Genomic DNA, 14,607 nt, shown 5'->3' with positions numbered 1-14,607 from the left:
CTATTTGCCCTCCTTGGCTTCCAAATCCGGTCTGCACTCTGAACACCATTCATATCCTTCAACGGGCTTATTTCTTCCACAGCGGGCACAAGACTCTTCATTAAGCCAATCTATTCCCTCCTTGGGTGCTGGGGTATCTGGGTAAAGGGTGGATAAAATATCGTTACATTCCTCGTGAATTCCTCCGTAGTAGAAGTCATGAGCGCTGTTTTCTTCTCGAAGTTTTTCCACGAATGCTTTCAGCTGTTGTTCCCGTTCCTCTGCTGCCTTTGCCACACCATAATTGTGCATGGCCAGCATTCTCCATTCGTCATGCGATTGTTTCAACTGTTCATAGGTCATCGGCGGGTGTTGTGGTGTTTGTGTCATTGGGCTTCCTCCCCTACCTCGAAATGTTCTGAACGATACAATACTCCGTCAATCAGCAACCATCCAGGCTTGTAACGGCTTGCCTGATATTCCTCGCCAATCACAAGATCGTAGTTGTTATGCCATTGCGCATATCGTACTTTCATCTCTTATATCCTCCTTGTGAGAGAGTAGGTATAACTACTACTCTCTTAATGATCTCTTACGGCCCCCGCGTTGCTGGGTTTATTCTGTCGGACGATAGCCTAACGGCCTAATGTGCTACATCTTCGTACTGTAAATTACTTTTTCTCTATTTTTTCTATAACAATAAAGTCACTTTTGTCGAAATGCATTGCAGTTACTGGCTCGTACTCTCCGTTCTCCCAATCAGTGTCAAAGCGATCACGATCATCAATGTAACCTCCGAAAAAACTATCTTGTTCTATCCAGTAAATAAGTTCCTTGAATTTTTCATCATCTTCACCATGCCATCCGTATAGGCTGTAGCTATCAGGGCTATATGGCCAAGCTGCACCAACAACCTCAGTGTCATGCAAATTACGAAATGCTTCGGCCATCTTCTCTAGAACTTCATCCGATGGAGGTGCCGGATCATAATTAGCTTTAATTTCATCTGCGCTTTTGCTCGCAGTATTGAATCTCAATTTATAGATTTCCATGGTTAGTTCCTCCCTTAGTGGGAGAGGAGGGATACTCCTACTCCCTTAATGATCTGAATGATCTCTTACGGCTCGCGCCTATTCGGTCGTTACGGGAGCCTGTCGGCCTAGTGCATCATTTCTTCGGACTTTGCATCAGTATTGATTAAATTCTTTCAAGCTCACTGTGATAATAAAAACTCGCGCGCTCCTTCAATGTGTACGTGTACCTTTTAATCCCATTGCCCATCCTTGTTAGCGACCACTCTTTTATCGTGACAGTTTCGCCTGTCTCTTTTAACCGGACCTTTTCTTCATCCTCAAAATGTTCTGACAATTGTATCAGCCCCCTAATTTGCGCGAACTCTCGCCATCCTTCTTGTGAACCGTATGCATCAAACCTTAACTACACGCTGAAATTTTTCCTTAACAAACGTGTCCCCAGTATCTAAGTCTATAATTTCGTAATATTTATACATGTCCACGTACCACCACAGGGCATAGGATGCGTGTTCAAGTGTATTCCACACTGTTGCATCTTCAACATTGATTACATCCTCATATGGATGATCTAGTGTAGTGTCATCATGTTTCAAATAGGTCTCTTTCTCAGGATCTTTGATTACATATCCGCCAATCGTTTGCGGCTTACTCAATTATTTTCCCCCTTTGCAATATGCGTCTACTACTCTCTTACCTGGGATAGCGTGATATATGCCGCCTCTGCCCTCTCTCGGGGGCTGGCTTTTAACATAGATATGATTTCATCATCTTCCCATATATCTGCCGCCTCGTACCCGTTAACAACGGTTGCTAAGTTGTACAGATATCCTTGTGCATCTACCTCTATAGCCTTTGCCTGTACCTCTAGGCTGGCAGCAGGGTCATTGCAGTAGTTAGGAACGTCAGCCCATGCTTCAAGCTCCGTATTACGTTCTCCACCGAATACAATCTCCGGATATCCATCAGGAGCTGTTAATTCAAAATAGCATCTCTCTGCAACATCCTTGTCATAGTGGTAGTCATAGTGGTAGATTGTGTATCCCATCAACTCCGCCAGCGCCCGGTTAAGCTGCTGGTCTGTTAGCTGTATCTGTGTCATGACTCCTTGCTCCCTTCCTCAACCAATTCACCCATGCTTCCACCACTCTCATACCAATCAATCACCTTTTGTTGTCGGGCTATGGTCTGCTGTGCCTCTGCTAACTCCCTCACAACCTTGTCCCTCTCAAGTTGCCAGTATTTTAATTCTCCACCGAGCGTCTCATTCTGTTGTTGTGACTCTTCTAGAGCAACCAGCAACTTCAAAAGTTCAATATTCGTTATGTTAGCTGAGCAATTTCCGTATATTGTTTCAGATTCTTTTTGCGCATCACGTTTGATCTCTTCTATCCGTTCTGGTGTCAGCATTGAGATTCCCCCTCACCAAGTAATTGAATTAATAGCCCTTCTGCAAATTCTGCTGCTTCCACTTCTTCGCTTGGAAGTAGTTCTCGGATATATCTATGCCCAGCCCGGAATGTTGCCAGTTTGCGTATCGCCTCCCATACTTGCGCCCATACACCAACGCCGAATTTTTCATATAATGGGCCTTTATACTTAGCGTATAGATCAGCTAAAGGACTCTTTGCCGCAGAGTGGCTCACTCTTAAATCTTGCTTGGTTAGGTCTCTTAGGATTTCAGCTTTTATATCTGCTTTGAGCAATGCAAGCTGTTCTGGTGTCATGCTGGGTAAGGAAACTTTTCCTGATTCACTCATAGTTGCACTCCTTCCCAATTCCAGAGCCCTTGCTGTCCCTTTGCTGGGATAGGCTCAGGTAGTAGCTGAACGTTCGTTGTTTCCCAGGCCGAGCGTCCAGAACCAAACCAGCCAAAAGCTAATTCTTTATCTAGGGTGCTGAAGTGCGTCTTCCGAGTATCTGATTCTAATGCAATCACACCGCCCAACACATCACGACGAATCTTGAAACATTCCTTTAAATCAGATACAGCTACTACCGCCCCAGTAGGCAAGTTATCCGCTGTGTAGCCATGGCGTGCAAGTGCCGCTTTAATTTTAGGCTCTTCACAAGCGTCCTTATCGATTTTCTTCCCTGCATGGATTGCGAGTGGACCCCGGTGCTTTGTAGCCCAACTGCGCGTTTCAAAACGTTTCTCCCCGAGGGCAATCAATGTCGCCCAGGGCTGTATAATGGTTATTGCTTTCATACTGGTTATGCCTCCCCTTGGATAAATCTTTTCGCGAATCTCAATTGCTGGTGAATATAAGGATCAGTCTCACTACCTCCAGCAGCCAGCCAATCTCCGATCCGAGTATTTATGTCTTGCAGCACTGCAAAGGGTAGCAAATGGGCTATCTTGCAAATTTCCTCCATGGGATTAATGCTTATCGTCTCCTTTATAGGGGGGCTATTTACGCCCCACCTTATATCAACAGAATCAATTATTAAGAGAAAGTCACTTCTGGTTCTTTATCTGGTTTAACTTCATCTCCATCAGAATCAGTATCAAGAATAAGCTTTGTACCATTTTGATTGAGTTTCATTAGGAATATAGAAAACTCGTCCAAGTGTCTTAGTGAATTTATATCTTGAATAGAATTGCGTTCAATCGTCCATTCGCCTTTATCGTATTTAGGCCATGTGTGAATTCGGATTTCGTAATTCATTTTCTCGTCATGCTCACATTCAAATACCAAAACTGCATGCTTCATGCTGCTCCAAGACCGCTCTTCGTTGTATTCAACTTCAAAACGTACATCCACATATTCGTAGCTGGGCTCATCATCGTAGCAAACCTCAAGACCATCTGTTTCAACGTTTTCTTCTACATATTTCTTCCAGCGTTCAAACAATTCAGTTACCTTAATGGTTTTCATTTCATCTGGAATCATTAAATTCTTAAAGTTTTCCAACATCTTTTTGTTCTCTAGCGCCGAACTTTTCAGCACATCCACTAAAACAGAATCCAGCTTAGTGATGTATTCGCTATAATCGTAATTTTCCAAATAAGGAACCATTACAGATTTAACTTGCTTTTCTATAACCTTTGTTACGTCTCCATAAGAGCCAAGTAGATCTTTAAGAGCATTTTTAATTCCGTTTTCTAATTGTTCTGCAATCAATTTCTCGATCGTGCCATCCTCTAGCTTTTTAGAAATAACGTCCTTAATGCTTTTTTCCAATGACATATATTTCGCTCCCTTTAATTGAATTATTTGTTGTGCAGTTGCGTCTTCTGCATATATTTTTTTTGCTATCTTTTAAACTCCCAACTCTCGCATTTCTGCATCCTCTGTAGCATCTAACGTGATTGATGGCATGCCATCCCATAACTCTCGAATCTCATTAGCCTTAGCAATTACTGCTGCTTTCTGCTTTGGTGTTAATACGATATCCATAGCCTCTTGATAATGGTTTTCTGCCTTGGTATAAGCTCGGGTATGCAGTACATTCATGTAGCGCCAAAACTTATCGTTACTCAAAGATTTGATTCGTTGGAAGTGTCTGCGACGTTCAGTTTCTGTCATCAATACCACCCTTTACTCGTTGTTATATGAATTAACTAATCTTCAAATCGGTCATTAGGATGGTAAGATCCCTGTGCTGCATAGCCATTAAGAGCATCAGTAAACATCGCGGTGAAGATATTCAAATCCTTAGTTTCAAACGACTCCAGCAATCTAAGCTCCTTTGCTCGAAGCTCTCGACCGGCTGCCGTTGCGATTAGATCCGCTATAGGTTCAATCTGCTGCAATCGTTCTTCTTTTACCTTCTCTAGTTCCATCTGCTTATTTAGCTTGTGATTGTGTTCGTCCCAATCTTGTTCATCAAACCAAAAGTAATCGCCGTATTTATTCCAAAATACTGAAATCCAGTACTGCAAGAGCTCTTCATCCGTTTGGATAATGTCATGGCAGACCCCACAAAGGCGTAATCCATTTGTCTTAACTCCCCTGCCCTTTCTTCCTCGTGGCATTACATGATGTGTTGTTGTATCCGGGGCAGTTTTACAATGTGAACATTTACCGTCAGCCTCTGCAATCAATTCCTTAATTACTGCCGCTGGAAACTCACAGCGCTGTTTTGAACTTTTACCTGGCTTGTGTTCTGCGAATATCTTTTGCTTCAAAGGAGATACCTCTTTCTTCTCCTTCTTGCGCTGCCCTAGGCTGTTTGTCTTCTTAGGTTTCTCTTCTTTCTTAGGCTTCCAAAATGTTTGATGGGTCACATTTACCCACCTCCTCGTTTGCTCTCCGTAGAAGTACTCTTTCTTCTAAGTAGTTTGTTTTCTTTCGATTAATTTCGTGAGCTTGTCTATGGTAAAAAGGTACGTACCTGTAATCATCTTTGATTTCTACTCGATAAATGAAGGCCACTGGATCTTCGCGATCTTTAACTGGTGCGCCCAGATCAGCGCAACGTTTACGGGTTAATACTATTCCATCCGCTGGCAGTGATCCGTACCATCTGCCCGTTAATGAACCAGTAGCATCAGGAATAAAACACGATGCTCCGGTATCCATCATTTCATTTTTAGTGAAGTATCCTTTTCCGTTTGGCAATTAGGATCACTCCTTTTAAGATGGGACAGCCGAAGCCGCCCCAGTATGTTTTGTTAAGCGATAATGAATACTCTTCCAGATTCAATATCTTCTTTAAGTGATTGCATTAAATATTCTTTGATGTCTGCCATTGCCTGCAACTTCCAAGCTCCTCCATCTGCTTCAAACAACGCAGCTCGTGGACCATCCTGCATGCGGAAGACAAAATCACAAGTTGGTTGTGAAATCTCAACAAAGGTGCGGAACGGTTTTAACGTCACTGGATTAGGGACTTTAACATCTGCTACCGCTGTGATACCTGTTTTCGCGGTAACACTTTGGGAGATACCATCATCTCCGGTGGTTTTCACGTTATCTTCTTTGATATTCCCTACTACTTTTAGCAGAGTGTCGCGATCCGCGCTCTGAACAAAGCATGATTGCAGGAGGATATTGAATTCTTCGACTGATAAAAAACTCTTGAAGGGAATGCTTGGTAACAACGCTTCGGCTTGAACAAGTACGTTACGACGCTTGTCCCGGTTAAATGTACTCAAGACCCTAACTTCTGTTGGGCTTTCGATATGAACTAACACCGGAGGTTGCTGGTCATAATCATTTTGGATGTATTCTACGATTCCGGATAAATTGCGAACCTTGAGGGTTGTTGTAGTTGCCTCCGCGACTAATTCCAAATTTCCGGTAGCATAAGTTTGCCCTCCGACTGGTATAATTCCTTTATTACCAAGCCCGACGATATATTGAAATGCTTCTTTTAACATGAATGATTCCTCCTAAGGGATAAATAGATTATTTGAAATTAACTACATTACTTTCCTTTTGCTCTACTTGATTAACTTTGTTACCTCTATCGTCAGCTACATCCCCGTCATTATCGATCATCATCTGATCCTTAACGCCAGACACAAGTTCCGCTGCCCGCGCTTTACCTTCGTTATCCATTCCGAAGATAATTGTTGTTGATACTCCCTTCGCTGGTGCCAATGCTGTTTTCACATCAATATCAACAGACCCTATCTCTCGCTTTTCATTAGGCTTTATTGCAATGGTCAGTGTTAACTTGCGAACGTTCTTCCAATTAGTGTTTGGGTCCAAAACGTTAGCGGCCAGTTTTTGCATTTCAATGTTCAGACGTTCACCGACAGCACCCTCAGCTAGATTATTAAAGTTAATTTCTTTACTCATATTTAAATCCTCCATTATCTAAAATTTGTATATACGGGTACACCAGTTCGATTTTTCGCTATGGAGGTGCCCGATCCCCTGTCATACTCGGGGTCTATGCCGTTTCCGCAAACCAGATTTTATCTACTGCAGCCAAATAATCAAGAGGAACACGGCCTGTCCTAACTTCAAATGCGTCAATCTCGAAGTTATCCAATGTCATGCTTTTGCGTCCGCCCCTGGAAGCCTCAACCTTGTATGCACGTAATGCTGTGAAGGGTAAAAGGTATGTTTTACGTTGTTTTCTAAACTCGACTAGTACGAAACATAGAGCTCCGAACTTATGACACTTTTCTAAATGTTCGTACTGATGATCCTCAACCTTTTTTAGGTCAAATCTATCAAGCTCTTGGATTGACTTAGCTTCGAAAAAAACAGCTCTTCCACGATAGATGCCATCGTAATCAACAGTTGATTTAGCTTCAAAGAATCCAGCAAGTACTTTTGTTCCTTTACTCTTTGTTACCTTTACTGGCGTTGATCGCTTATTGATGACGGCTAATTCTCTATGTTCATAGGATTTATTTGTGAAATTAATTAAGTTTTCAAAAGCTGCACCTCTATTTCCTTGAGCCATCTATACCACCCTTTCTAGGAGTCCGCGGCGGATCAAGTACATAACGCAAATCATCAATCATCAGTACACTCGGGACTTCCTTGTGAATTTTAACTACCGTTGCGATCTTTTTATATTTTTTACCAACCTCGTAATGTGTCATTTCGAATCTTTCCTCGCTCTTTTTGGGGTTTCTAATTCACGTTTTTTCAGCTATTTGATCAATCATGTCTTCAATCTTTGCCCGTACAACTTTTTGACTAGTTGATAACCCAACACCTGCAGTAGATGCCTCTGAGATAATTTTAGCTACGATATGGTCAGCTGCGGCCAGATGTTCAAAAAGTCGATATTCCAAGGATTCAAAGATTCTATCGAATTCATTTAGCAAGTATTTCTCCCGGCGTTCAGCAGCAGTCATAATCACCACACCTCTGAACGTCTACGATTGACGAGCACCATTATGAGTTTTTTTATTTTTTCTCTGGCTATGAGTTCCATGGCAGCGTGGATTCTTATGTCGTAATCAAGATATTCATTGTTGATGATCTCTTTTAGCTCTGTATCCGTCCTCCAGCTTAGAAAGTTCATTTTCTTCCTCCAATCCGAATGCTACCCGACCGCGGCGCAGCCACTCTTCAAAATCAAGATCATACAGATCATAATCGTCTATCTTTTCCATAAGCCCTCCTTAGTCAACAATCTTTGGTCGCTCACGACGATAGCTACTCGCCCTATTTAGAACAAATGTACAAGATCCTATTATCCGATCCATACAGCGTCCATCAACATCCAGTGGATTATCGTCCTTATCACATGCAAACCATGCGTCTAGCCGTTCTGGATCCAAATTGCTTGTGTAAATAGTCTTTTTCCCTTGCCGTCCGTTAATAACAGGAAAGGCGATCGATTTAAATTCATAATCCGTAAGATGTCCGGTCCCAATATCATCTAAAACCAAGAGATCCACATCCACAGCAGCCCGTACGATAGCACCTATATCGATGCTTTTATCCTTAATTGACCTCCTAGATAAATCAGCAAGTTTCGGCCAATCCAAGAAGAGTGTAGGCCATCCGTCCGCGTCTAGGGACCGTTGAATCGCTCTGGCTAGATGGCTCTTACCACTGCCAACGCCACCGAAGAAAACATAACCGTTTTCCTCACTTTCAAAGTTCACATAGAATTTTTTCGCTATTTGATAGCATTTTTCTGATCCCGGCCGTTTGACGAAATTCTTAAAGCCGGCAATGTTTAATGAGTCCGGTATCAAGTTGTAGCGGTTAAACGTCTTCTGAGCAGCCAGCGTGCGCCGCTTACGTTCCTCGATTATTTTCTTTTTCTTATCCGCCTCAATTTCGCATTCACAGTGAATCGGCAAGAGTTTAGTACGCCCCATTACCTGATACTCTTTGTATCCCAAGAGCTTTCGGCAGACAATGCAGCATCCCCAATGCTCCCAGGTCGGTTTACTCAATAATAAATTCTGAGTATTTACCGGTAGCGCCTGAAGGACGTTCACCGTCTTCATCAATCGCCCCTCCCTCCAAGTAGTCTTTATAAGTTCCAGCATTGAGGTATGTGGTAGGCATCTTAGCATAACTACCATCTTTGCCGATCGTTTTAAAATCTTTGGCGTAAGCTTCCGTGCATCTGATCAAATCTTCCCGTTCGGCAACTTTGACTTTCTTTTTCCAAGTTTCGAATGCTTTAGCTTTATCCCTACGCCTGTTCTTCGGGAAGACTTCCCAAAATCTCAGAAAATCAGGATGGTGATTATCAGTGGGTGGATCTGCCGGAGGCGGATCATCACACAATGGTTTTATATCTTCTTTTATTTCCTTTCCTTTACTTTCCTTTAATGCATCGTTTTTTGATGCGTCCGCATATGCATTCGCATCATTTTCGTATTGCGTTCGCTTTTCTCCTTTAGATAAATCCTTGCTGGGCGTGGATTCCTTGCTCCATCTAGCCTCAGCCGACCTGCGCGCAGCCTCTGATTTTTTGTCGCGTTTTTCCATACGCCGAAGTAGCGAATCACTCCAAAAACACGTTTCATCACTTTTAAACAGTCCGAATTCATGAATGCAATCTCGTATGAATTCTTGCGCTTTTTCAGGTTCGCATTGCATTTGTGATGCGAACGCATGATAAGCGTATTTCGAACGCATCTCCATTTTGTAGTCCTCAGACTCTCGCATCATCTCCACTAGAATCCAAAACCAGGCATACCCCTCCGGCCCATAGACGCCGCGCATTGCTGTTATTTTGGGGTCATGTCTAGCGTTATAGTCATGGGAAAAGTAATACGCCTCTTTCATGTGATCACCCTATTCTGTATTTCTCACCCGGTCTTCTAACTTCCATTCATCGCACCAATCAGACACTTATAATCACAGCACAACCCCTTATGACCGTATTTAACAACTGCTTGTCCGATTGGTATCTTTTTCCGACACTTAGGGTTAATGCAATTCCCAAGTGATTTTTGTTTAGGTTGGTATGTTGTATTGGAAGATTTCAATTTATGCTGTAACTCAAAAATCTCTTTTTCTATTTTTTTAACTCTTTTCTGAGAAAGCTTAGGATCTTTTTTTAGTTCGGCGTTAAGTTCTTTTAATCGTCTCCTAATAGCTGTAGCTTCTAAAACCTTCATGGCAGATTCGTCTTTCATCAATCCCCACCTCCTAATGTGTTCATATCAACCCGTACTCTTAATCTGAGTTCATAAATGTACTCACGGAGAGAAGAAAACTCATTCTTCCACATCATCTTTTCTTCAAGAGCTGTAGCCTCAACCATTCGCAAGTCCTCAATAGCAAGATCGCCGGCTATCTCTTTCTCTCCGCGCTTTGCTTCCTTCCTAGCTTTGGCATAAGCTATTTTACGGGCAGCATAGATACGAGCATGCTCACCGTCTCTAACAGCCGATACTCGTCCAATAAGCATGTGAGCCGCTGTAAGCAGGCGTATTTTTTCCATGATTGCTCCAGGAGCATTGTCATCGTAAGCGTCAGCCTGAGCGCGTAATTTTCTGATATCCTTGATATACTGCTTAATATCAATGTCCATTTGACTCAGCTCGATCTTTTATTAATTTGTTACCAAAGCAATGATAATTACAGATATGACCGCCATGGGCTGATAGATGTACCTGGCCTTCAGGAATAATTGTCTCGCAGGCTAGACAGCTAAAATTACCGTTGGTCCAGCCTGAAGTTACTTTCTCACGCTGTATCTGACGCTCTAAAAAGTCTCTTCTCCTTTGTTCTGGAGTTCTCATCCATTCCGGATAATTCATCGTTTTTAAAACAAGGTCTAGCGACTCTTCACGCATGTTCTTTACATATTTAGAGTGATCTATTGCTGCACGTTCTTGAGCCGTGAAATCCATCCCATCAAGGATGGGATCGGCATAGGGTTGGCGCTTATGCATAGATAGAACTGCATTAAATAAACTTGTAGATTGGATTGTAACCTTATATTTCCGACCAGTTACATCCACCATGAGTAAATTCCAATCTTTAGCTTGCATTGCTTTTTCCTCCAAACCCTGATAAACTGAACTTAATATTTTTGGTAAAGCTACAGTCCACGGCTCCTAACCCGTTGGGCTGTTTTTCGTTTATCCACAAAGCGCTGCTCGTTCTGCGGGACTGCTCCAAGCAGCGAGTAATTCGTCACGATACAAGCGGAACATTTCGATAGCGTGCTCCTCATTGATCTCATCGCCCCGCAGTTTCGCATCTTTGCTGGCCTCAAGCCAGCATCGCATTTGATATCGACACTCTTTTAAATCTTTCATATGTGACCCTCACCTTTAAACTTATTTATAAAATAGCCAATGCCCTTACCTGTAATCTTAGTTGTACGAGTAATCTTCACACCTTCACTTGCGCTACTGCGTTGACCTACCTTGATTTCCATGATTTTAAGTTCCATTGATTTTTGAGAAGGCAGATTATAATCTGAACCTTTTCGAGTTATTAAATATCCGTTATGCCTCAACCATTCAAAAAGCCTTTGCTCCCCAACATCGATATCATTTTGTTTGAGTATTTTCGATAGTTCTCGTACGAGCACAGAATTTTCTGATACCTCAAGCGCCTCTGCAAAGACTACCTTCGGACGATCCAGTTCAACCTTTGTTTCTAACGCCTTTCGCGCTTCTCGTTCTTCCTTGAGCTTAGTTGCTGCTTGAATGAGTAAGTCGGGATTATTAAGTAAGTCATCAGTAGCATACATGCCAGTTTTACGAATAGCCGGAAGCACCTCGTGAGTAACCCATCGTTTGAATCGCTTGGCTTCCGGCTTGCGACTACCGAGTATGAGGGAAAATAACCCCGGTTCATTCACAGCCATCAAATCTTGCTTTCCACCAGGGGTGTCGGTTGAAACTACTCCCTTTTCATCATCATCGAGACGACTGAGCGCATCTCGATTATTAGAAATCTCAAGAACAGAACAAACGTCTCGGGCAACCCACCATGGAGTCCCATCTTTCGAAACAACCCTTACTGCCATTCCCGAAAAATCAAAAGTTTGAAATTGATTCATGTTGTCACATCCTTTCTAGTAGGTATTTCAATAATCAAGCACACCCGATGTATCCGAATTTCTTTCCACAAATCTTCAAAATACGTTTATACATGACTCTTTCACCTCCCTTTACTCCTAGCTGATCTCCTATCTTTCGCGTTAATGGAGTCACTAGGGTATCCGATATTTAATCGCTGAATTGGCGTGTGTCCTTCTAGATTCTTGTTTGCGGCTTGAGGATCGTATCCGATACTTTGCGGTTTACCGAATCTCCCAAACAGTTCTTTGCGCTCCATTTCATGAGCAGTGCGGCAATGATTGACTGTGATTACATCACCTGTATGACCACAATTGGGATAAGGGCATCTGACTGTACTGCATATGATTACTGTCACGTAACTAAACCTCCTTACCTTCACCTAGAGAAGTTATATATCTTACTTCTAAGTCATCAATGAGTGCTAACATATCCGGACGATCAATATTGTAAAGACGAGCTCGATCGATGAAGTCTTGCATTTGTTCTGGTGTGCACCCACGATCTAAACAGTTTTGCAATATACTTACCAGATCAGGGTATCTACTTTTCTTTTTACTCATGGGGTATCTCCCTTCAGGTATAAAACCCTATAATGTGGTTATGATGGCTGATAGATCATCGTGGTTGCTCCTCAAGCCACTCTTCCAAAAAACGCCGTGTTTCTCTTGCAGGAAAAAACCACTTCCCCCCAATCTTTCGTTTTGGAAATCGAGGGTCGAAGAAGAAAAGAGATTGTATTGTATTCCAAGAAAGACAAGTACGACGCTTAAGTTCTGATGTATCCCAAAAAACATATTCGGAGTCAACTTCTTTAACAAGCAACTCAATTTGTTCACGACACATTTTCATGACTTCTGTTTTATTCACGTTTACTGAAAGAATGTTATTCACTTGTCACCTCCGAACTACTTAGTTCCTTTATAGGAACACTCACCTCAAAAAAAAATTCCTTCGGGATACCAAAGTGCTCACAAAGGATCCTTGCTTCTCCCAAAGAGAAATCACCTCCAGTTCCATTTAGTTTTTGATTAATCGCACTTACAGTTTTCCCGATCACCTGTCCCACTTCAATCTGAGGGATGTTCTTCTGATATAGAAAAACTTTGATCTTCGTGTATGGCTGTCTTCTGCGATTTGCATTAGGCGACATTGTTGCCATTGTTGCCCCTCCTTTCGTTCCTTAATAGGAACAACCTCAGATTAAACCAACTTATCTGCACTGTCAACACCTTTTGTTCCTAAATAGGAATAATATTTTATCACACTGTTGCATTATAGGAACGAAATATGTATTATATTAGATGTACGTAATATTAAGAAGGAGTGGCGTTCCAATGTTTGGTGATCTCTTAAAAAAACTAAGGTCAGATAGAAAATTGAGTTTAGACCAGTTCGTAAAGGAAATTAACAGCAGGTATTCCACTTCCTTCAGCAAGAGCATGGTTTCTAGATGGGAAAATAATTTAACTGATCCGAAAATGGAATCAGTACGAATCATTGCTGATTATTTCGATGTGTCTTTGGATGTTCTACTCGAAAACTCATCAGACGACAAAAATAAGGAGCAATTCGAGTTTGAATCTTTTATTAACGATCCCGAGAACAACTTATTTTTCAAAGAGCTATTGGATGCCCCAGAAGAGAGAATCAAGGAACTAAGACAAATATGGGAAATTATCAAACGCGCTTCTGAATCTGATGAAAAATAAATCCCGTAGAATCAGCTATTTTGTTGATTCTGCATACCCATAAATACGAACATACGATCTGAATAGGAGGCTCTTATGTTTAAATATTACAAAGAAACCCACTTAGAAGAGTTTGTGAAGCACCTTTATATTAAAAATGGCATTCATCTTCCAGGAGATATCGCAGTCTCAGCTATCGCCAAAAAATTAAATGTCACTGTAACCTATGTAAAGGTGCGAAGTACTTCTCATCAAACTAAAAAAGGTAAACTGTTAATTTTTTTGAATGATCAAAAAACATTACAAGAACAAAGAGAAGACTTTCTTCACGAGTTAGGCCATCTCCTAAGGCATTCAGGCAACCAAAATTTACTACCTAAATCCTTTGTTAAATATCAGGAAGACGACACAGAACAATTTAAAATTTATGCTTTGATGCCTTTCTTCATGATTAATCAAATAATTCTCTCTCCAGACCGCAGACAAGCTATAGAGCAATTATCAATTGTCTTCTCAGTTAACTTAGAATTAGCGCAAAAGAGGTATGAACAAATTTTACGGAGGGAATTCGAAGGGGGTATGAATGCTGAGATTTCGAATGCAATCCAGCCACGAAAGGAGGTGAATACTACCGTGAACGACGAGGTGGAGTTTGCTGTGTATTACGATCCTTCTGGAACAACTGACGGGCCCTCCCAACTTATAGTCACTCTGGATGAATGGACATTAATAAACTGCCGCGAAATTGAATTACCCATCGGAGAGCGACTTCCTGAGATTGATTTGGATGAAATGCAGCGAATTGAATGCATGTCAACCTTTAGTAGTGACGTTATTTGTTTCGATGGTATTCTTACATTACAGGTCCACCAACTCTTGTACAGACACGGTTTGAAGAAAAGGTGTTACGTTATTCATATGCACGATGTAGATATGAAGATCGCTCGCGATCAAATAATGACTAGAAAGTTATCATGGTAAGGAG

33 protein-coding genes are annotated in these 14,607 nt (G+C 41.8%); 2 read left to right on the top strand and 31 right to left on the bottom strand.

From position 1 onward, the window contains the following. The 31 genes from NYE58_RS10660 to NYE58_RS10510 form a co-directional block, all read right to left on the bottom strand. Positions 1–369, bottom strand: a complete 369-nt coding sequence (locus tag NYE58_RS10660) for a hypothetical protein (protein ID WP_341001837.1) — start codon at positions 367–369, stop codon at positions 1–3. Continuing rightward, positions 366–515 (bottom strand): hypothetical protein, encoded by a 150-nt coding sequence (locus tag NYE58_RS10655; protein WP_341001836.1) that lies wholly within the window; start codon positions 513–515, stop codon positions 366–368. The genes NYE58_RS10660 and NYE58_RS10655 overlap by 4 nt, the downstream gene beginning before the upstream one ends. A 135-nt stretch (positions 516–650) precedes the next feature. After that, complete coding sequence (locus NYE58_RS10650; RefSeq protein WP_341001835.1) at positions 651–1,031, bottom strand: hypothetical protein; 381 nt, start codon at positions 1,029–1,031, stop codon at positions 651–653. A 145-nt stretch (positions 1,032–1,176) separates the two neighbouring features. Beyond that, positions 1,177–1,347, bottom strand: a complete 171-nt coding sequence (locus NYE58_RS10645; RefSeq protein WP_341001834.1) for a hypothetical protein — start codon at positions 1,345–1,347, stop codon at positions 1,177–1,179. A gap of 58 nt (positions 1,348–1,405) precedes the next feature. Further along, positions 1,406–1,666: a hypothetical protein gene (locus tag NYE58_RS10640; protein WP_341001833.1), complete on the bottom strand. Its 261-nt coding sequence runs from the start codon at positions 1,664–1,666 to the stop codon at positions 1,406–1,408. A 29-nt stretch (positions 1,667–1,695) separates the two neighbouring features. Beyond that, positions 1,696–2,112, bottom strand: a complete 417-nt coding sequence (locus tag NYE58_RS10635; RefSeq protein WP_341001832.1) for a hypothetical protein — start codon at positions 2,110–2,112, stop codon at positions 1,696–1,698. After that, positions 2,109–2,420, bottom strand: a complete 312-nt coding sequence (locus NYE58_RS10630; protein ID WP_341001831.1) for a hypothetical protein — start codon at positions 2,418–2,420, stop codon at positions 2,109–2,111. Before NYE58_RS10630 ends, NYE58_RS10635 begins: the two co-directional genes overlap by 4 nt. Then, a complete protein-coding gene (locus tag NYE58_RS10625) occupies positions 2,414–2,770 on the bottom strand; it encodes a hypothetical protein (protein ID WP_339248150.1) in 357 nt (118 codons plus the stop codon). The genes NYE58_RS10630 and NYE58_RS10625 overlap by 7 nt, the downstream gene beginning before the upstream one ends. Beyond that, the gene (locus tag NYE58_RS10620) at positions 2,767–3,219 is read right to left on the bottom strand and encodes an ASCH domain-containing protein (protein ID WP_341001829.1); all 453 of its coding nucleotides are present in this window, start codon (positions 3,217–3,219) and stop codon (positions 2,767–2,769) included. The genes NYE58_RS10625 and NYE58_RS10620 overlap by 4 nt, the downstream gene beginning before the upstream one ends. A 5-nt stretch (positions 3,220–3,224) precedes the next feature. Further along, positions 3,225–3,386: a DUF6877 family protein gene (locus NYE58_RS10615; RefSeq protein WP_340962183.1), complete on the bottom strand. Its 162-nt coding sequence runs from the start codon at positions 3,384–3,386 to the stop codon at positions 3,225–3,227. Positions 3,387–3,457: 71 nt separating this feature from the next. Further along, positions 3,458–4,201, bottom strand: coding sequence for a hypothetical protein (locus NYE58_RS10610; protein ID WP_341001828.1), 744 nt, complete (start codon positions 4,199–4,201; stop codon positions 3,458–3,460). Positions 4,202–4,273: 72 nt separating this feature from the next. Next, positions 4,274–4,540 carry a hypothetical protein gene (locus NYE58_RS10605; RefSeq protein WP_076219416.1) on the bottom strand — a complete coding sequence of 89 codons (267 nt, stop codon included), beginning with the start codon at positions 4,538–4,540 and terminating at the stop codon, positions 4,274–4,276. Positions 4,541–4,575: 35 nt separating this feature from the next. Then, complete coding sequence (locus NYE58_RS10600; protein WP_341001827.1) at positions 4,576–5,241, bottom strand: HNH endonuclease; 666 nt, start codon at positions 5,239–5,241, stop codon at positions 4,576–4,578. Next, positions 5,213–5,575 carry a hypothetical protein gene (locus tag NYE58_RS10595; RefSeq protein WP_341001825.1) on the bottom strand — a complete coding sequence of 121 codons (363 nt, stop codon included), beginning with the start codon at positions 5,573–5,575 and terminating at the stop codon, positions 5,213–5,215. The genes NYE58_RS10600 and NYE58_RS10595 overlap by 29 nt, the downstream gene beginning before the upstream one ends. A 53-nt stretch (positions 5,576–5,628) precedes the next feature. Then, entirely contained in the window at positions 5,629–6,336 is a 708-nt protein-coding gene (locus tag NYE58_RS10590; protein WP_339246809.1) for a hypothetical protein, read from the bottom strand. 28 nt (positions 6,337–6,364) lie between these two features. Then, positions 6,365–6,760, bottom strand: coding sequence for a replication terminator protein (locus tag NYE58_RS10585; RefSeq protein WP_341001824.1), 396 nt, complete (start codon positions 6,758–6,760; stop codon positions 6,365–6,367). Positions 6,761–6,854: 94 nt separating this feature from the next. Then, positions 6,855–7,376 (bottom strand): Holliday junction resolvase RecU, encoded by a 522-nt coding sequence (locus NYE58_RS10580; protein ID WP_341001823.1) that lies wholly within the window; start codon positions 7,374–7,376, stop codon positions 6,855–6,857. Further along, on the bottom strand, positions 7,360–7,518 hold the full coding sequence (locus tag NYE58_RS10575; protein WP_341001821.1) for a hypothetical protein: 159 nt from the start codon (positions 7,516–7,518) through the stop codon (positions 7,360–7,362). The genes NYE58_RS10580 and NYE58_RS10575 overlap by 17 nt, the downstream gene beginning before the upstream one ends. Before the next feature lie 36 nt (positions 7,519–7,554). Beyond that, positions 7,555–7,785, bottom strand: a complete 231-nt coding sequence (locus NYE58_RS10570) for a hypothetical protein (RefSeq protein WP_341001820.1) — start codon at positions 7,783–7,785, stop codon at positions 7,555–7,557. A 105-nt stretch (positions 7,786–7,890) separates the two neighbouring features. After that, on the bottom strand, positions 7,891–8,037 hold the full coding sequence (locus tag NYE58_RS10565; protein ID WP_179089039.1) for a hypothetical protein: 147 nt from the start codon (positions 8,035–8,037) through the stop codon (positions 7,891–7,893). A 9-nt stretch (positions 8,038–8,046) separates the two neighbouring features. Next, positions 8,047–8,886, bottom strand: a complete 840-nt coding sequence (locus tag NYE58_RS10560) for an ATP-binding protein (protein ID WP_341001819.1) — start codon at positions 8,884–8,886, stop codon at positions 8,047–8,049. Continuing rightward, complete coding sequence (locus NYE58_RS10555) at positions 8,825–9,676, bottom strand: DUF4373 domain-containing protein (RefSeq protein ID WP_340891751.1); 852 nt, start codon at positions 9,674–9,676, stop codon at positions 8,825–8,827. Before NYE58_RS10555 ends, NYE58_RS10560 begins: the two co-directional genes overlap by 62 nt. Before the next feature lie 35 nt (positions 9,677–9,711). Next, positions 9,712–10,029 carry a hypothetical protein gene (locus NYE58_RS10550; RefSeq protein WP_036684310.1) on the bottom strand — a complete coding sequence of 106 codons (318 nt, stop codon included), beginning with the start codon at positions 10,027–10,029 and terminating at the stop codon, positions 9,712–9,714. Then, on the bottom strand, positions 10,029–10,427 hold the full coding sequence (locus tag NYE58_RS10545) for a hypothetical protein (protein ID WP_036684313.1): 399 nt from the start codon (positions 10,425–10,427) through the stop codon (positions 10,029–10,031). The genes NYE58_RS10550 and NYE58_RS10545 overlap by 1 nt, the downstream gene beginning before the upstream one ends. After that, positions 10,417–10,890 carry a hypothetical protein gene (locus NYE58_RS10540; protein WP_341001817.1) on the bottom strand — a complete coding sequence of 158 codons (474 nt, stop codon included), beginning with the start codon at positions 10,888–10,890 and terminating at the stop codon, positions 10,417–10,419. The genes NYE58_RS10545 and NYE58_RS10540 overlap by 11 nt, the downstream gene beginning before the upstream one ends. Before the next feature lie 90 nt (positions 10,891–10,980). Further along, entirely contained in the window at positions 10,981–11,130 is a 150-nt protein-coding gene (locus NYE58_RS10535; protein WP_340891758.1) for a hypothetical protein, read from the bottom strand. Between the two features lie 26 nt (positions 11,131–11,156). Beyond that, complete coding sequence (locus tag NYE58_RS10530; protein WP_341001816.1) at positions 11,157–11,912, bottom strand: phage antirepressor KilAC domain-containing protein; 756 nt, start codon at positions 11,910–11,912, stop codon at positions 11,157–11,159. Between the two features lie 101 nt (positions 11,913–12,013). After that, on the bottom strand, positions 12,014–12,289 hold the full coding sequence (locus NYE58_RS10525) for a hypothetical protein (RefSeq protein ID WP_341001815.1): 276 nt from the start codon (positions 12,287–12,289) through the stop codon (positions 12,014–12,016). A 4-nt stretch (positions 12,290–12,293) separates the two neighbouring features. Beyond that, the gene (locus NYE58_RS10520) at positions 12,294–12,494 is read right to left on the bottom strand and encodes a hypothetical protein (RefSeq protein ID WP_076104493.1); all 201 of its coding nucleotides are present in this window, start codon (positions 12,492–12,494) and stop codon (positions 12,294–12,296) included. Between the two features lie 55 nt (positions 12,495–12,549). Beyond that, positions 12,550–12,816, bottom strand: coding sequence for a group-specific protein (locus tag NYE58_RS10515; RefSeq protein WP_036684541.1), 267 nt, complete (start codon positions 12,814–12,816; stop codon positions 12,550–12,552). A gap of 1 nt (position 12,817) precedes the next feature. Beyond that, positions 12,818–13,093, bottom strand: a complete 276-nt coding sequence (locus tag NYE58_RS10510; RefSeq protein ID WP_081393362.1) for a hypothetical protein — start codon at positions 13,091–13,093, stop codon at positions 12,818–12,820. A 142-nt stretch (positions 13,094–13,235) separates the two neighbouring features. On the opposite strand from NYE58_RS10510, the gene NYE58_RS10505 reads away from it, so the two are divergent. Continuing rightward, positions 13,236–13,643: a helix-turn-helix domain-containing protein gene (locus NYE58_RS10505; protein ID WP_076104492.1), complete on the top strand. Its 408-nt coding sequence runs from the start codon at positions 13,236–13,238 to the stop codon at positions 13,641–13,643. Between the two features lie 75 nt (positions 13,644–13,718). Continuing rightward, positions 13,719–14,603, top strand: a complete 885-nt coding sequence (locus NYE58_RS10500) for an ImmA/IrrE family metallo-endopeptidase (protein WP_341001813.1) — start codon at positions 13,719–13,721, stop codon at positions 14,601–14,603. The last annotated feature ends 4 nt before the right edge of the window (positions 14,604–14,607 follow it).

The sequence above is a fragment of the Paenibacillus sp. FSL L8-0708 genome, from assembly GCF_038009325.1.
In the GTDB taxonomy this organism is placed as follows: domain Bacteria; phylum Bacillota; class Bacilli; order Paenibacillales; family Paenibacillaceae; genus Paenibacillus_AQ; species Paenibacillus_AQ odorifer.
Note: the sequence above shows the minus strand (reverse complement) of the source record. Positions and strands in the feature narration are given on the sequence as shown.

Coding starts and splice junctions, on each gene's coding strand:
- NYE58_RS10630 (WP_341001831.1), bottom strand. CDS start 2,420: ATGCTGACACCAGAACGGATAGAAGAGATCAAACGTGATGCGCAAAAA.
- NYE58_RS10610 (WP_341001828.1), bottom strand. CDS start 4,201: ATGTCATTGGAAAAAAGCATTAAGGACGTTATTTCTAAAAAGCTAGAG.
- NYE58_RS10655 (WP_341001836.1), bottom strand. CDS start 515: ATGAAAGTACGATATGCGCAATGGCATAACAACTACGATCTTGTGATT.
- NYE58_RS10540 (WP_341001817.1), bottom strand. CDS start 10,890: ATGCAAGCTAAAGATTGGAATTTACTCATGGTGGATGTAACTGGTCGG.
- NYE58_RS10575 (WP_341001821.1), bottom strand. CDS start 7,518: ATGACACATTACGAGGTTGGTAAAAAATATAAAAAGATCGCAACGGTA.
- NYE58_RS10560 (WP_341001819.1), bottom strand. CDS start 8,886: ATGAAGACGGTGAACGTCCTTCAGGCGCTACCGGTAAATACTCAGAAT.
- NYE58_RS10565 (WP_179089039.1), bottom strand. CDS start 8,037: ATGGAAAAGATAGACGATTATGATCTGTATGATCTTGATTTTGAAGAG.
- NYE58_RS10550 (WP_036684310.1), bottom strand. CDS start 10,029: ATGAAAGACGAATCTGCCATGAAGGTTTTAGAAGCTACAGCTATTAGG.
- NYE58_RS10520 (WP_076104493.1), bottom strand. CDS start 12,494: ATGAGTAAAAAGAAAAGTAGATACCCTGATCTGGTAAGTATATTGCAA.
- NYE58_RS10580 (WP_341001823.1), bottom strand. CDS start 7,376: ATGGCTCAAGGAAATAGAGGTGCAGCTTTTGAAAACTTAATTAATTTC.
- NYE58_RS10535 (WP_340891758.1), bottom strand. CDS start 11,130: ATGCGATGCTGGCTTGAGGCCAGCAAAGATGCGAAACTGCGGGGCGAT.
- NYE58_RS10585 (WP_341001824.1), bottom strand. CDS start 6,760: ATGAGTAAAGAAATTAACTTTAATAATCTAGCTGAGGGTGCTGTCGGT.
- NYE58_RS10590 (WP_339246809.1), bottom strand. CDS start 6,336: ATGTTAAAAGAAGCATTTCAATATATCGTCGGGCTTGGTAATAAAGGA.
- NYE58_RS10625 (WP_339248150.1), bottom strand. CDS start 2,770: ATGAGTGAATCAGGAAAAGTTTCCTTACCCAGCATGACACCAGAACAG.
- NYE58_RS10650 (WP_341001835.1), bottom strand. CDS start 1,031: ATGGAAATCTATAAATTGAGATTCAATACTGCGAGCAAAAGCGCAGAT.
- NYE58_RS10510 (WP_081393362.1), bottom strand. CDS start 13,093: ATGGCAACAATGTCGCCTAATGCAAATCGCAGAAGACAGCCATACACG.
- NYE58_RS10620 (WP_341001829.1), bottom strand. CDS start 3,219: ATGAAAGCAATAACCATTATACAGCCCTGGGCGACATTGATTGCCCTC.
- NYE58_RS10555 (WP_340891751.1), bottom strand. CDS start 9,676: ATGAAAGAGGCGTATTACTTTTCCCATGACTATAACGCTAGACATGAC.
- NYE58_RS10545 (WP_036684313.1), bottom strand. CDS start 10,427: ATGGACATTGATATTAAGCAGTATATCAAGGATATCAGAAAATTACGC.
- NYE58_RS10530 (WP_341001816.1), bottom strand. CDS start 11,912: ATGAATCAATTTCAAACTTTTGATTTTTCGGGAATGGCAGTAAGGGTT.
- NYE58_RS10660 (WP_341001837.1), bottom strand. CDS start 369: ATGACACAAACACCACAACACCCGCCGATGACCTATGAACAGTTGAAA.
- NYE58_RS10505 (WP_076104492.1), top strand. CDS start 13,236: ATGTACGTAATATTAAGAAGGAGTGGCGTTCCAATGTTTGGTGATCTC.
- NYE58_RS10615 (WP_340962183.1), bottom strand. CDS start 3,386: ATGGAGGAAATTTGCAAGATAGCCCATTTGCTACCCTTTGCAGTGCTG.
- NYE58_RS10500 (WP_341001813.1), top strand. CDS start 13,719: ATGTTTAAATATTACAAAGAAACCCACTTAGAAGAGTTTGTGAAGCAC.
- NYE58_RS10635 (WP_341001832.1), bottom strand. CDS start 2,112: ATGACACAGATACAGCTAACAGACCAGCAGCTTAACCGGGCGCTGGCG.
- NYE58_RS10605 (WP_076219416.1), bottom strand. CDS start 4,540: ATGACAGAAACTGAACGTCGCAGACACTTCCAACGAATCAAATCTTTG.